General features: G+C 46.4%; 15 protein-coding genes and 1 pseudogene. 12 read left to right on the plus strand and 4 right to left on the minus strand.

What is annotated here, in order from left to right; all coding sequences use genetic code 11:
* Positions 1-190: 190 nt before the first annotated feature.
* Positions 191-1,129 carry an oxygen-dependent tRNA uridine(34) hydroxylase TrhO gene (gene trhO / locus COP04_RS10215; protein WP_100487907.1) on the plus strand — a complete coding sequence of 313 codons (939 nt, stop codon included), beginning with the start codon at positions 191-193 and terminating at the stop codon, positions 1,127-1,129.
* 24 nt (positions 1,130-1,153) lie between these two features.
* Here the strand turns inward: trhO and COP04_RS10220 are convergent, their stop codons facing one another.
* Positions 1,154-1,501 carry a YhjD family protein gene (locus tag COP04_RS10220; protein WP_100487909.1) on the minus strand — a complete coding sequence of 116 codons (348 nt, stop codon included), beginning with the start codon at positions 1,499-1,501 and terminating at the stop codon, positions 1,154-1,156.
* A 261-nt stretch (positions 1,502-1,762) separates the two neighbouring features.
* Between COP04_RS10220 and COP04_RS10225 the strand changes: the two genes are divergently transcribed.
* On the plus strand, positions 1,763-1,963 hold the full coding sequence (locus tag COP04_RS10225) for a hypothetical protein (protein WP_100487911.1): 201 nt from the start codon (positions 1,763-1,765) through the stop codon (positions 1,961-1,963).
* Positions 1,964-1,993: 30 nt separating this feature from the next.
* Here COP04_RS10225 and COP04_RS10230 read toward each other — a convergent pair whose 3' ends face one another.
* Together COP04_RS10230 and COP04_RS10235 are read right to left on the minus strand one after the other, a co-directional pair.
* A complete protein-coding gene (locus COP04_RS10230) occupies positions 1,994-2,794 on the minus strand; it encodes a protein-glutamine gamma-glutamyltransferase (RefSeq protein WP_100487913.1) in 801 nt (266 codons plus the stop codon).
* Positions 2,791-3,774, minus strand: coding sequence for a hypothetical protein (locus COP04_RS10235; RefSeq protein WP_100487914.1), 984 nt, complete (start codon positions 3,772-3,774; stop codon positions 2,791-2,793). Before COP04_RS10235 ends, COP04_RS10230 begins: the two co-directional genes overlap by 4 nt.
* A gap of 143 nt (positions 3,775-3,917) precedes the next feature.
* On the opposite strand from COP04_RS10235, the gene COP04_RS10240 reads away from it, so the two are divergent.
* The 6 genes and pseudogenes from COP04_RS10240 to COP04_RS20775 all read left to right on the plus strand — a co-directional run.
* Positions 3,918-4,712, plus strand: coding sequence for a thymidylate synthase (locus tag COP04_RS10240; protein WP_100487916.1), 795 nt, complete (start codon positions 3,918-3,920; stop codon positions 4,710-4,712).
* A complete protein-coding gene (locus tag COP04_RS10245; protein WP_100487917.1) occupies positions 4,709-5,194 on the plus strand; it encodes a dihydrofolate reductase in 486 nt (161 codons plus the stop codon). The genes COP04_RS10240 and COP04_RS10245 overlap by 4 nt, the downstream gene beginning before the upstream one ends.
* 84 nt (positions 5,195-5,278) lie before the next feature.
* Entirely contained in the window at positions 5,279-5,500 is a 222-nt protein-coding gene (locus COP04_RS10250; protein ID WP_100487918.1) for a hypothetical protein, read from the plus strand.
* Between the two features lie 324 nt (positions 5,501-5,824).
* The gene (locus tag COP04_RS10255) at positions 5,825-6,106 is read left to right on the plus strand and encodes a helix-turn-helix domain-containing protein (RefSeq protein ID WP_157800256.1); all 282 of its coding nucleotides are present in this window, start codon (positions 5,825-5,827) and stop codon (positions 6,104-6,106) included.
* 628 nt (positions 6,107-6,734) lie between these two features.
* The gene (locus COP04_RS10265; RefSeq protein ID WP_100487923.1) at positions 6,735-8,186 is read left to right on the plus strand and encodes an NADP-dependent glyceraldehyde-3-phosphate dehydrogenase; all 1,452 of its coding nucleotides are present in this window, start codon (positions 6,735-6,737) and stop codon (positions 8,184-8,186) included.
* Positions 8,187-8,292: 106 nt separating this feature from the next.
* Positions 8,293-8,445: pseudogene (locus tag COP04_RS20775) on the plus strand (IS91 family transposase); the annotation flags it as partial.
* A gap of 201 nt (positions 8,446-8,646) precedes the next feature.
* On the opposite strand, the gene COP04_RS10270 reads toward COP04_RS20775, so the two are convergent.
* Complete coding sequence (locus tag COP04_RS10270) at positions 8,647-9,000, minus strand: LSm family protein (RefSeq protein WP_100487924.1); 354 nt, start codon at positions 8,998-9,000, stop codon at positions 8,647-8,649.
* Positions 9,001-9,151: 151 nt separating this feature from the next.
* Between COP04_RS10270 and COP04_RS10275 the strand changes: the two genes are divergently transcribed.
* From COP04_RS10275 to COP04_RS10290, 4 genes are all read left to right on the plus strand, one after another.
* Positions 9,152-9,646, plus strand: coding sequence for a GNAT family N-acetyltransferase (locus tag COP04_RS10275; protein WP_239984830.1), 495 nt, complete (start codon positions 9,152-9,154; stop codon positions 9,644-9,646).
* Between the two features lie 316 nt (positions 9,647-9,962).
* Positions 9,963-11,528: an ABC-F family ATP-binding cassette domain-containing protein gene (locus COP04_RS10280; RefSeq protein ID WP_100487926.1), complete on the plus strand. Its 1,566-nt coding sequence runs from the start codon at positions 9,963-9,965 to the stop codon at positions 11,526-11,528.
* An 84-nt stretch (positions 11,529-11,612) separates the two neighbouring features.
* Positions 11,613-11,942: an ArsR/SmtB family transcription factor gene (locus COP04_RS10285; protein WP_100487928.1), complete on the plus strand. Its 330-nt coding sequence runs from the start codon at positions 11,613-11,615 to the stop codon at positions 11,940-11,942.
* A 90-nt stretch (positions 11,943-12,032) separates the two neighbouring features.
* Entirely contained in the window at positions 12,033-12,281 is a 249-nt protein-coding gene (locus COP04_RS10290; RefSeq protein WP_100487930.1) for a hypothetical protein, read from the plus strand.
* Positions 12,282-12,397 lie beyond the last annotated feature (116 nt).

Here is a 12,397-nt window from a genome sequence, read left to right on the forward strand (position 1 = left end):
AAATAAGTCACAATCGGCCTGCATTTCATCTGGTCTCATAAGCTTATATGAAATGGGAACAAAAGTGAAGAGCACTCAATAAAATTGATATAGTGTGACATTTGTCACACAAACATTTTTTTGATAGGATAATGAAAGAGCAAACCGGTAGCAACAATTGCCGGCAATTATGTTGATTGAGGTGGACAACATGGACGATGAAAAGTCATATCGCGTTTTACTCTTTTATAAATACGTAACTATTGATAATCCGCAAGATTTTGCCCAAGAGCATCTGACCTTTTGCAAAAGTCTGGCGCTGAAGGGACGTATTTTGGTCGCAAAGGAGGGCCTGAATGGTACCTTGTCGGGGACGCAAGAACAGACTCAGATCTACATGGATACGCTCCATCGCGATCCACGGTTCAGCGGCATGGTTTTTAAAACAGATTCGGCAGACGGGCACGCTTTTACAAAAATGAATGTCCGAGCGCGCAAGGAAATCGTGGCGTTTAAGCTGAAAAATGATATCGATCCACATCAGATGACAGGGAAACATTTGAAACCGAAAGCATTTCATGATGCGATGCAGGAGGAGAACGCAATCCTGATTGACGCACGGAATAATTATGAAACACAGATCGGCCATTTCAGGCATGCCATTCTCCCGGATGTTAAGACGTTCCGCGACCTGCCTGACTGGATTGAAAAAAATCTGGCTGACTGCAAAGACAAGAAAGTGCTGACTTACTGTACGGGCGGCATTCGTTGTGAAAAATTTAGTGGCTATCTTCTGAAAGCCGGATTCAAAGATGTCAGTCAACTGGACGGCGGCATTGTTGAGTATGGCAAAGATCCTGAAGTAAAGGGAGAATTGTATGACGGGAAATGCTATGTTTTTGACAAACGCATTTCTGTTCCCGTTAACCGCACAGACGAAGACGTTATTGTCGGACACTGCCACCGTTGCGGCAAGCCGTGCGATCGAATTGTCAATTGTGCGAACCCGGAATGCAATAAGCAGTATATATGCTGCGAGAACTGTGAAAAGAAATACCATCGTTCCTGTAGTGCTACCTGCCGCAGCCATCCGCGCAACCGCTATAACCTGCAGCTGGCACGGCGTGGGCGAGAAACCGCGAAAGTGTAATGGTGCGCAGAGGAGACAAGTCAATTATTCCGTAGTGAGATATTGTCTGACCCGTTCGTAAATCCAGTCTCCGGCCACGCTTTTCTGATAACTGATCTTGAAAACATGGCCTCTCGTATAAACTTCGTAATCCAGCCATGTTCTTCGCGTCATATGGATATGATGGTCAAAAAGATCGTCTTTATTTTTTCTCATGTCTTCAGTAACTCGCAAAACGGCCAGATTGAGCGCCTCCAGATACTGAGCTTTGAATTTCGTATTGGTCAGTGCGATGATTTTTTTGTCCTGTTCTAAAGCGATGCGGATCATCGGCAGAAAGATGCATCGCTGGATAATATGTTTTTCCAGTATTGTAAGTTCATTGTTATCCATTTTTATCACCTGAAGTTATTATATACGAATACACGTTCCTATATCAAGCCTTCGGGTTAATTTAATATCAGTACTCTGGCTGTCACCTTTTGGATGGCGTCACTCAAATCCCGGCAGTAGCCGGCCGCTCCTCTATCCGATGACAGCCATTCTCTGCTTAGATTTCCGAATCGCACTGACGCTGACAGTAATCTGTGTCCAGTTCACTGCAAAACTCCGGTTGCGGGAAGCAGTAACCGCATCCAACCAATTTCCAGGAGTATGGAACAAACAGTTGATGCCGCGGTTTATTTCAATGCGCGGGCAGCTGAAAAGCTGGCTGAGTATAAAAATGAGCGGGGTCTGTCGGTCAGCCGGATGGCAGCACGCAATTGTAGGGGGGAATCACCAGGATCCTGTGGCAGGAACTGGTTTATGGGATCCACCATGTCTTGGCGCTGTTCATGGTCTCTGCTGCTCTAACCGTTTGAACACCTCGGATCTCTTGAACGATCAGAAGGTATAAAATGAGGTGCCGGCAGCAATCCTGATTCCTTCCATCTGCGATCCGTCCGCGAGAGCCGATAGCGACAGATAATCCGGACGGGTTGCACTGTTCATCAAAAAAGCGGAAATTTCCGCGCCTCTCCGGCGATATTTGTTCAGTTCGTTAATAATCTGGTCAGCGGAAAGGGTACCGATACCGTGGCCATAATAGAGATGATTCGACAAATCGACCGCGTTCTCACCCTGCCATTGCGGTGTCTGTGGGTTGACCTCGGGATTTTTAAAGTAGCGGACATCCCCGGGTATTCCTTGACCGACATGATGGGCATTCTTCAATGGGAGAAAAGGGTGATTTTGCCAGTCCCACAGGTAAAGGTGCTGGAAAACCTCGTTGAACCTTTCTTGAGAAATTGTTTTGATCAGCGCTTTGTAAAAAACAATCATCATGGCTGTTGCGCATTCGAAGGCATAAGCTTCGCCATTCTGAAAAATATCATCTATTGCTGCCGATGGCTGAATTCCCGTCCTGAGTTCAAAACCACCGTCCCCTGTCAGGTTCCAGAACGTTTCATTGCAAGCTGAATAGTAAAACGTAGCAAATGCTACGCCGCTTGAAAAAAGGGCGCGGGCGGCCTCGATTGTTTCATTACGCATTTTGATTTCGAAAGTCAGTTCGTGCCGCGACGGATAGGCAAACAGTTCGGATGATTCGGCCATCATGCGGATGATGACCGGCGCATAGCGGCCGGATTCTGCGAAACTACCATACATATCCGCTGTAAAAGTCTGACCGGATGTAATGATCATCTTCTTTCGCCTCCGCCTGATGAAATATTGAGTGACGCAAGCTGCTGAGGGATGGGCTGATTAATCCAGGCCCGCCAGCTTTTCGGCTGTTGTTTTCTCAAGCGCGCGGAACCGGTCGACAGACTCATCTGAACTTTGCCGGGCAATTTGAGAAAATCAGTATAGTTTCGTTTTTCACCTGGGAGCATTTCCTGAATGGGTTCACCGCTTTTGGCATCGACTGCTTTTCCCAAATATTTTGCACTGTAATGAATTCGGTAGGGGTGCCCTCCCGGCACCGCATCGTTGGTTTCACCTGTGTAAACCAGGTAATGCTCGTTTTCTTCATACCATGTCTCAAAAGACAGAAAAGCGGTTTTGTTATCCGGAGTGTGGCGGACTTCAGGGATAAAGCTAAGCATCCGCCGGGCATAATCACTTTCCACATTCTGATCGGACAGAAGAAAATTTGCCTGATAAACAAGCGAAACGGGATTTGCTATTTCAAGAAGTGCGCTGATCAGGTAGTGGCGCTGACTTTTATTTTTATAGCGATAGAAGATCAGGTTGGTCATCCCTTTGATCCAGTCCTGATGGTAGGTATGCAGAATCTGGATGGCTGTTTGGTCAATGACCTGGGTATAGTCCGTTGAAATAATATTGTTCCATCCGCTCTGGAGGATCCAGAGCATAGAAACGACAACAAGATCATGCTGGTCGGAAAATGGGAACCCTTCATTGATTCCGAGATCTGCACCGTGCAGCACATTTTGGATCTGAGAGAGCGCAATCCTCGGACGCAGTTCCAGATCTGTATCCCGTTCCTCCAACTGATCTTTCAGCATGAAAAGAACCGGAAATTCCAGCTGCGGATCATTGATCAGAGTGAAAGCGTGCTGGCGATCTGTCCGGCACCATTCTGACCATGTATCTCCAAGTCGGTCCGGTTGGCTGCGCCGCAGCTGATTCAATGGATTTTTCTGTGTATCCTCGGCTTCCATCATGATTCCTCCTGTTCACAGAGCCTTGTAATATCCTTATTCGTTCCGGAGTACGAATATGAACGACGCGGCAACTGAGCGTTTCCGGCAGGGAAAAGTTATGATACACTAGATCGCAGAGAGAAAAGAAGGGTGGACTGGCTATGAAGCAGTATTTGGATCTTTGCCGCAAGGTACTTGAAGAAGGTCACCAAAAATCCGATCGTACGGGAACGGGAACCATCAGCCTTTTCGGCTATCAGATGCGTTTTAACCTTCAGGATGGTTTTCCTCTGATGACGACGAAAAAACTGCACTACAAATCAATTATTTATGAATTGCTCTGGTTTCTGAAGGGTGATACCAATGTAAAATATTTGCAAGACCACGGCGTGCGGATCTGGAATGAATGGGCGGATGAGAATGGCGATCTGGGCCCAGTGTATGGCAGCCAGTGGCGCTCCTGGCCGGGGAAAAATGGGAAAACTATTGATCAGATTGCTCAATTGATGGATCAGATCAAAAACAATCCGGATTCACGCCGGCTGATTGTTACTGCCTGGAACCCGGCCGAAATTTCCGCCATGGCGCTGCCGCCATGTCACTGCCTGTTTCAGTTTTACGTGAATGACGGCAAACTAAGCTGTCAGCTTTACCAGCGTAGCGCTGATATTTTTCTTGGCGTTCCGTTTAATATCGCTTCCTATGCGCTCCTGACCTGCATGGTCGCGCATGTGACCGGGCTTGAGCCCGGCGAGTTCATACATACGCTTGGTGATGCGCACATCTATCTGAACCATACTGAGCAGGTGAAAGAACAGCTTACGCGGGCACCACGTCAACTTCCCAAGCTGAAATTTATGCGCGACGTGAAATCTGTTTTTGATTTTGATTATGGCGATTTCAGTATTGAGGATTATCATCCTTATCCCCATATTAAGGGCGAGGTGTCCGTATGATTTCATTTTTGCTCGCAATGGACCGGAACGCACTGATCGGCCGCGATAACAGCCTCCCTTGGCATCTGCCTGACGATCTCCGCTATTTTAAGATTCTGACCACCGGCCACCCGGTAATAATGGGAAGAAAAACCTTTGAGTCAGTGGGTAAACCACTTCCGGGCAGGCAAAATATTGTCCTGACCCGGAATGCTGATTTTTCTCCTGCCGGAGTCGATGTCTACCATTCCGTCGAGGAACTGCTCGGCAGCGGTATAACCTTTGGAAAAGAATGTTTTGTGATCGGTGGCGCACATATTTTTAATACCTTTATTGCGTATGCTGACCGGCTGTATCTCACAAAGATTGATGCCGAATTTGAGGGAGACACCTATTTTACAGTGTTAGAAAATTGCCAATGGCGCCTTGTTTCCAATACGCCGGGCACTTTGGACAGAAAAAACATTTTTCCGCATTCGTTTCTTGTTTACGAGCGTGCCTGAGCGTCGTTCGGTCATGATTTTCTCCGCCTCACTTTTATTGCTGCACTGCATATGCTGTTAAAAAGAGTGACGGAGCTGATAAAAATGATCGCCTACTATCTGCAGTTGCTGGTATGCTATGGTGCGGTGGGACTGCTCATGGGATCGATGCTGGGTCTTTTACCCTTTTGGTGTTTATGGGAAAGAAAACATGTCGTGGCATTTGTGTTTTTACTGGTTGCTTGGCTTCCGGTTGCCTTGCTCACTATTTTTGCGGCACCGCTTGTCAGCCATTACCAAATGCAGGAGAAATCAGAGCTGAAGTAAGCGGTTCCGGATGTCCGGAGCCGCTTTGTCTCACATTATAAATACAGCGGGACGGCATCATTGGGCTAAGAAAGTGATGCTGGTACAGATTGCCTGATGGGACAAGGTGTCTGGCGGGAGAAAACACGATACGTATTTCCGGAACTTTAATGAAGGATTTATACAAGTTGCTAACTGAGAAACCTCGGCAATTTATTGCCGAGGTTTCTCAACGTTTCGGGCGACCGTTCTTTTACCCTTTGGTTCGTTCATCGGTTAACTAGTTCGTCACCGAACACACATGCTATACTACGTTCTAATGAGACAGTGAAAAGAGGTGAGATCGTGCCCTTAAAAGGGCTCAAAGTAAGGATTTATCCCAACAAAGTGCAAAGGTTAAAAGTGAAGCTCAATTTTGTTTACAACCGCTTTATTTGGAACCAGATACTTAACCTGTTGATGGAACGGTACAAAAACAACCCCAAAATTCCCTTTTTAAATGCTCATGCGTTAAACAATCTTTTGCCTGCACTGAAAAAAGAATTCACTTGGCTAAAGAATGCAGAAAGCACCAGTCTTCAGGCGACGAACCATGACTCGGTGGAAGTCTACAAAAAAGTTCTTTAAAGAGCGCAAAGGTTTTCCCAAGTATAAGTCAAAGAAGTTTTTAAAACAGCCTTACCCATCAAAATATGTGAATGGAAATATTATTAAGCCTGTTGCCACACATATCAAGCTACCCAAACTGGGACTCATGAAATGTAAAACCGGGCAAGAAATACCCAATAAAATAAGATCCGTAACGATCAAACGATTAGCCCCAGGAAAATACTGTGTGTCATCACAGTCTGGACAAAACCGTTACAAAATAAAGGAATTGCAACTTGTATCTGGGGCAAATTTTTATCAATAGGTGAAAGAGATGATGTATTCGTTTAAAAGGAAAGGGGAGGATACTTTAAGGCGAAAGATCACTATTCGTGTGATACAAATCATGGCGGAATTATATTTCTTGACAAAACTGTGATTTTCCTTTAAAAAATATAATTAAACAGCTAGAATAATTTAGGTTGAAATCTTTTTTAAAGCTTGAATGTTGTTTGATGCGTGAGCAGAATACTGGAAAAAAGTCACTATTCGTGTGATGATTCATATGTGGATCCAGAAAAAACATTTTGCTCAGCAGGTTTGTATGAACGAAAATAATTGTCAACTGGCAAGGCTGAGTTGACAAATAAAGGAGAAATGAATAGGTATGGCTTCTAATGTTTCAGAATTGACTACCTACAAGGCGTATTTGGCCGGTGAATGGAAAAAGAGTTCATCCGGCGAGACGATTGCCATTAAATCCCCTTATCTTCGGGAAACGATCGGTTATGTACAGGCCGTGACTCAGGACGAAGTGGATCAGGCAATTCAGGCTGCCCATGAGGCACAAAAAAGCTGGGCTCTGCTGTCCCTCAGTGAACGCGGCGCTTATCTTGAAAAATGGGCAGACGAGTTGGAAAAAAATGATGAAGAAATCGCTACGGCAATTATGCAGGAAGTTGGCAAGGGCTTTAAGGATGCCAGAAAAGAAGTTGTCCGTACTGCGGATCTGATTCGCTACACGGTTCAGGAAGCTTTACATCTGCATGGCGAGAGTCTGAGGGGTGACGGCTTCCCGGGCGGATCACAGAAGAAGTTGGGCATTGTTGAACGTGTGCCGCTGGGTGTTGTTCTGGCCATTGCACCGTTTAACTATCCGGTAAATCTTTCTGCTTCCAAAATTGCTCCGGCGCTGATGGCGGGGAACGGTGTCATCTTCAAGCCGGCTACTCAGGGGTCAATCAGCGGTGTTAAAATGATTGAAGCGTTGAGCAGAACCGGTCTCCCCAAGGGCATTCTCAGCCTGACCACTGGACGCGGATCGGTGATTGGCGATTATCTCGTTGAGCATAAGGGCATTAACATGATCAGCTTCACCGGCGGCTCAAACACCGGACGTCGTTTGTCTCAGCAGTCGGCCATGATTCCGCTTGTACTTGAACTGGGCGGTAAGGATCCTGCGATTGTGTGCGAGGATGCCGATCTTGATGTTGCGGTCAAGAGCATCATGAACGGTGCCTTTTCCTATTCAGGCCAGCGCTGCACAGCGATTAAACGTGTTCTGGTCAATGAGAAGGTCGCAGATGAACTGGTTTCAAGATTAAAGGATGAAGTTGAAAAGCTGACGGTTGGCTCTCCAGAAGTCGACAGCACCATTGTTCCGCTGATCGATGATAAAGCGGCAGATTTTGTTCAGGGTCTGATTGATGATGCGTTGGACAAAAATGCGACACTTGTTACAGGCAATAAGCGTGAGGATAACTTGCTTTATCCGACGCTGCTCGACAACGTGACGGAAGACATGAAAGTAGCATGGATTGAACCATTTGGACCGGTACTGCCCGTGATTCGTGTTCAGTCGGATGATGAAGCGATCGCGCTTGCCAATAAGTCGGAATTCGGCCTTCAAGCCAGCGTCTTCACTCAGGATATTGACCGGGCTCTGGCTGTCGCAAGACAGGTTGAAGCCGGAACTGTTCAGATTAATGGACGTACGGAGCGCGGGCCGGATCATTTCCCATTCCTGGGTGTCAAGGCATCTGGCATGGGCGTACAGGGCATTCACAACAGTCTGATTTCAATGTCCCGCCAGAAAGTAACGGTCATGAATTTAAAATAAAGGTTAAAAAGGAGGATCACTGATCCTTCTTTTGTTAAAAGATGAGAAAGCATACAAAAGGTATCACAGGAGTCGAAACTGTGATACCTTTTCTTATGGTAAAAACATTTTAAGACGTATCTTTTTCGACTATCACCAACATTGGGAGCATTTTAAATCTAAACATAGAACTAGACCTTGCCTAATTGTCTTTAAAGAAGTTGAGAAATTCAGAAACTGCGGTAACCTTAATATGGGGTTCAAGCCTCGGCTTTGTGAATCGGGAAAACATCAAATAACTAAATTTTCAAAGTAGATGAGCGTGCACAGCACTGTAATGAGAAAATGAATTTAGAAAAAAAGGCAGAACTGGAAAGTAAATATTTTGAGCTGCTGAAGCAAAAAGAAATCGAATAGACGGATCCTGAATGCTGTCCGGCAATAAAAAAAGAGGGGAGAATGGACTCCCTCTGTGCCATAATTAATAAAACTGTCCCGGACCGTAATAAGGACCGTATGGCGGAAAAGGACCGTACGGACCGGGTCCATATGGCCCGTATGGACCATAAGGTGAAAAAGGTCTGACACCAATGATCGAACCTAGGCCGACACCGAGCAGGCCTCCGGCGAAGCCTCCAAAAAATGCAGGCAGTCCGATTCCGGGAAAAAATCTGCTGTCTTCCTGGTCTCTCTGCGTTTCGTTAGATTTAAGCGGCTGAATGTATACATTATCCTGATCGACAGATTCAATAATGCCGATCAGAATTGATCCGTCGTTGCATTCAATTTCGACCGGATGATGGATTAACGATTGATAATAATTTATGTTCACCATTTAGGCAGCTCCTCCTCAATAAAATCCTCAGATGCCTATGGTTAATGTATGCATGGGGCAAAAAAGGGGGCGGGCGTCTGCCTATTTAGCTGCATTTTCATTTCCGGGTTTACAACGGAAGGCCAGATGCTATGTCAGGAGATGATAAACTGTGAGCTTTTTCATCCATTTAATTGAGGATGACGATAAAGACAGGGTAAGTGAACTCATGAGGAAAAGATGGGGAGACCAGATCATGGTCGTTCATGATGAAAAGTTTGATTTGACAGAGATGCCGGGTTTTGTGGCTCTGGAAAAGAAAAAAATAGTGGGCCTTCTGACTTACAATCAGAACGGATCGTCTATGGAGATTTTGTCGCTGGACAGTTTTAAAGAGAATCAGGGAATCGGTTCGGCTCTCCTTTCTGCGGCGATCCGTCTGGCAGAAGAAAAGAACGTGGCGCGTCTGCATCTGACAACGACAAATGACAATCTCGGCGCGCTGGGCTTTTATCAGAAAAGAGGATTCACCCTGACGGCTCTGCGTTTAGAAGTGGTGAACCGGGCAAGAAAAGAAAAGCCATCCATTCCGCTGAAAAGCAGCAATGGGATTGCTATTGAGCATGAGATTGAACTGGGTTACCTTTTCCATGATTGTAACGTTTGATATAAGGGCCGGAATAGCGTACAATAAAAGTAAATTTTGAAGGGAAGTGGAAGGATCCATGTTTTTATCCGTTGTTCTTGCACTCTGATTGGCCTGAGACAGGTAAAGTCTGTCTACTTTTGATCAAACAATTGATCGGCCGATCGGGTACGGTGGTAACGGATAAGGATGTCTTCTGCTTGAATCGTGGCATGTTGTACGAATCAGACAAGGGATGGAGCATCTTGACTCTGTCCCTTTTTATTATGGATGGATTCGGATACAGTCCTTTCTGAATTTACCGGAGCGGTGGCCGGCATGAAAGGGGAAATTCATTATGTTATTGATTGAAGCCAAAAATCTGTCATTTTCATATGGCGACAAACTGATTTATAAAGAAATGAATTTTCGCCTGATGGAAGGCGAACACATTGCACTTGTTGGGAAAAATGGCGCAGGTAAATCGACATTTCTGAATCTGATCACCGGTCAGCTTCTTCCAGATGGCGGGTCGATTGAGAAAAAACGGGATCTGCACGTCGGTGTGATTGAACAGCATTTGCATTTTGGAAAAGAGCATACGATTTATACGTTTATGAAAAGTGCTTTTCAGCCTCTTCTGGATGCGGAAAAAAGAATGAATGAACTGACTGAAAAGATGCTGGATCCGTCGGTTGATGAAGCGTGTATCGAAGCGTACGGCCAGTTGCAGGATTTTTTGATGACGCATGATTTTTACACGATTGACGCCCGGATTAGCGAAATGGCCGATGGGCTCGGTTTGTCAGCGATTGGCATGGAGACAACGGTTGACCGGATGAGCGGCGGACAGCTGACTAAACTGTGCCTGGCAAAGCTGCTGCTTCAGGCACCTGAGATGCTTCTTCTGGATGAACCGACCAACTATCTGGATGTGGCACATATTGACTGGCTGACGGATTACCTGAAAGGCTACCGGCATGCGTTTATCGTTGTTTCTCATGACACGGCATTCCTGGACCGAATTTCAGAATTTGTCTATCATCTTGAAAATCATGAGCTGATCCGCTATGTAGGCAATTATCAGTCATTTCTCAAACAGCATGAAGCCCGGGCTGAACAGCAGGAAATCGCCTTTCGCCAGCAGCAGAGGGAAATCAAAAAGCTTGAAACATACATTCAGAAAAATAAAGTGCGGACAGCCACGGCGAGACAGGCAAAGAGCCGCGAGAAAACGTTAAGTAAGATTGAGCGGATTGATCCGCCGGCATCGGTACAGAAACCAAAGTTTCATTTTAAAGTTGATCGGGAACCGGTACGGATTATTTTCTCCGCAGAGCAAGTAAGGGTTGGCTATGACCGGCCGCTGCTTCCGCCGATTGATCTGAAGATTATGCGCGGCGACAAGGTGGCGCTTGTTGGACACAACGGTATTGGGAAAACGACTCTGTTAAAGACGTTGCTGGGGCTGATTCCGACACTTTCAGGCAAAGTGATGACCGGTGACCGTGTAGAGCCGGGCTACTTTGCCCAACTGTCCGCACCGCCCACGCAGACTCCGCTTGAATGGATGAAGGATCAGTTTCCGCAGCTTGAGGAGAAAGTACTCCGCCAGCATCTGGCGCAGTGCGGTGTCTTCGCCGAGCATATGCGTCAGCCGATGAGCACGCTCAGTGGCGGTGAAGAAACAAAAGTGCGCATCGGGCGGCTGATGCTACAGAAAAGTAATATACTGATCTTTGACGAACCGACGAACCATCTTGATGTCGAGGCGAAAGAGGTACTGAGCGAGGCGCTGGAAAGGTACGATGGGACCGTTCTGGTCGTCAGTCACGAGCGCAGTTTTTATGAACGCTGGGTGTCGAAAATCTGGGATATCGAGGACTGGTCTGAGAAGAAAAAGGTTTCAGGTGCTCAGAAATAATTCTACGGTTTCGATTGGCTGACAGTTTACCAAGGATTCTGCCAGGGTAATCGGAGATGCCAGGAATGAAGGATGGCGTATCAGATGACAGAAAAACGAACGACGAATCTGGATCCAGACATACTTTCGGCCGTTTCACAGATATTTAAGGCTGTTTCGGATCCCACACGAATCCGGATCCTTTACCTGCTGTCGCAGCAAGAATGTTCCGTTACGGAGATGGCCAACTATCTGAATCTGCAGCAGTCGGCCGTTTCACATCAGTTAAGCTTTCTCAAAAACCTGCATCTTGTCAAATCACGCCGCAGTGGCAAAACGGTTTATTATTCTGAAGAGGACGAACATGTCATGAATCTTCTTGCACAGACGATTGTCCATGCTAGTCATGGACTTGCGGACGAAACACTCCGGTAGTTTTGTGCTCATGCGGACAGGTGCCGCCTCACGGATTGAGTGTTTCGCATAAATTATTGAGGAACATGATCAGTGAGGAGGATGTTAACATTGGCGTATGATGGGATACATGAACGATGCAGGAATCTGGTCAATCAGTCCGTTGAGATCCGGTGCCATGATGGCTCGGTGCATCGCGGTGTGCTGACCCGCGTAGATGATCGCTATGCCTATCTGCAGGTGCCAGGGGATCCCCCCGGGCTGGACAGTCCCGGACTTTTTGTTTGGGGCTGGGGCTGGGGCGCTCCAATAGCTCTTGCTTCGATCGCGGCGATTCTGGCAATCGGCTTTTTCTGGTAAAGGCATTTTTTTGCCCACAGTATCTACTTTTTCGCAATAAAAGGGGTTTCTCGTGAAGAGAAGCCCCTTTTTAAACAAAGAAGCGTGTTTTTCTGTTTTTTCCGTGTAAAAGTTGT

It is taken from the genome of Sporolactobacillus pectinivorans, assembly GCF_002802965.1.
GTDB classification, from domain to species: Bacteria; Bacillota; Bacilli; order Bacillales; family Sporolactobacillaceae; genus Sporolactobacillus; species Sporolactobacillus pectinivorans.

What these genes read in the sequence shown, in the direction of transcription:
- COP04_RS10280 (WP_100487926.1), top strand. Translation starts at nt 9,963, where the DNA reads ATGTTATTGATTGAAGCCAAAAATCTGTCATTTTCATATGGCGACAAA.
- COP04_RS10240 (WP_100487916.1), top strand. Translation starts at nt 3,918, where the DNA reads ATGAAGCAGTATTTGGATCTTTGCCGCAAGGTACTTGAAGAAGGTCAC.
- COP04_RS10250 (WP_100487918.1), top strand. Translation starts at nt 5,279, where the DNA reads ATGATCGCCTACTATCTGCAGTTGCTGGTATGCTATGGTGCGGTGGGA.
- COP04_RS10235 (WP_100487914.1), bottom strand. Translation starts at nt 3,774, where the DNA reads ATGGAAGCCGAGGATACACAGAAAAATCCATTGAATCAGCTGCGGCGC.
- COP04_RS10245 (WP_100487917.1), top strand. Translation starts at nt 4,709, where the DNA reads ATGATTTCATTTTTGCTCGCAATGGACCGGAACGCACTGATCGGCCGC.
- COP04_RS10230 (WP_100487913.1), bottom strand. Translation starts at nt 2,794, where the DNA reads ATGATCATTACATCCGGTCAGACTTTTACAGCGGATATGTATGGTAGT.
- trhO (WP_100487907.1), top strand. Translation starts at nt 191, where the DNA reads ATGGACGATGAAAAGTCATATCGCGTTTTACTCTTTTATAAATACGTA.
- COP04_RS10225 (WP_100487911.1), top strand. Translation starts at nt 1,763, where the DNA reads ATGGAACAAACAGTTGATGCCGCGGTTTATTTCAATGCGCGGGCAGCT.
- COP04_RS10265 (WP_100487923.1), top strand. Translation starts at nt 6,735, where the DNA reads ATGGCTTCTAATGTTTCAGAATTGACTACCTACAAGGCGTATTTGGCC.
- COP04_RS10270 (WP_100487924.1), bottom strand. Translation starts at nt 9,000, where the DNA reads ATGGTGAACATAAATTATTATCAATCGTTAATCCATCATCCGGTCGAA.
- COP04_RS10285 (WP_100487928.1), top strand. Translation starts at nt 11,613, where the DNA reads ATGACAGAAAAACGAACGACGAATCTGGATCCAGACATACTTTCGGCC.
- COP04_RS10220 (WP_100487909.1), bottom strand. Translation starts at nt 1,501, where the DNA reads ATGGATAACAATGAACTTACAATACTGGAAAAACATATTATCCAGCGA.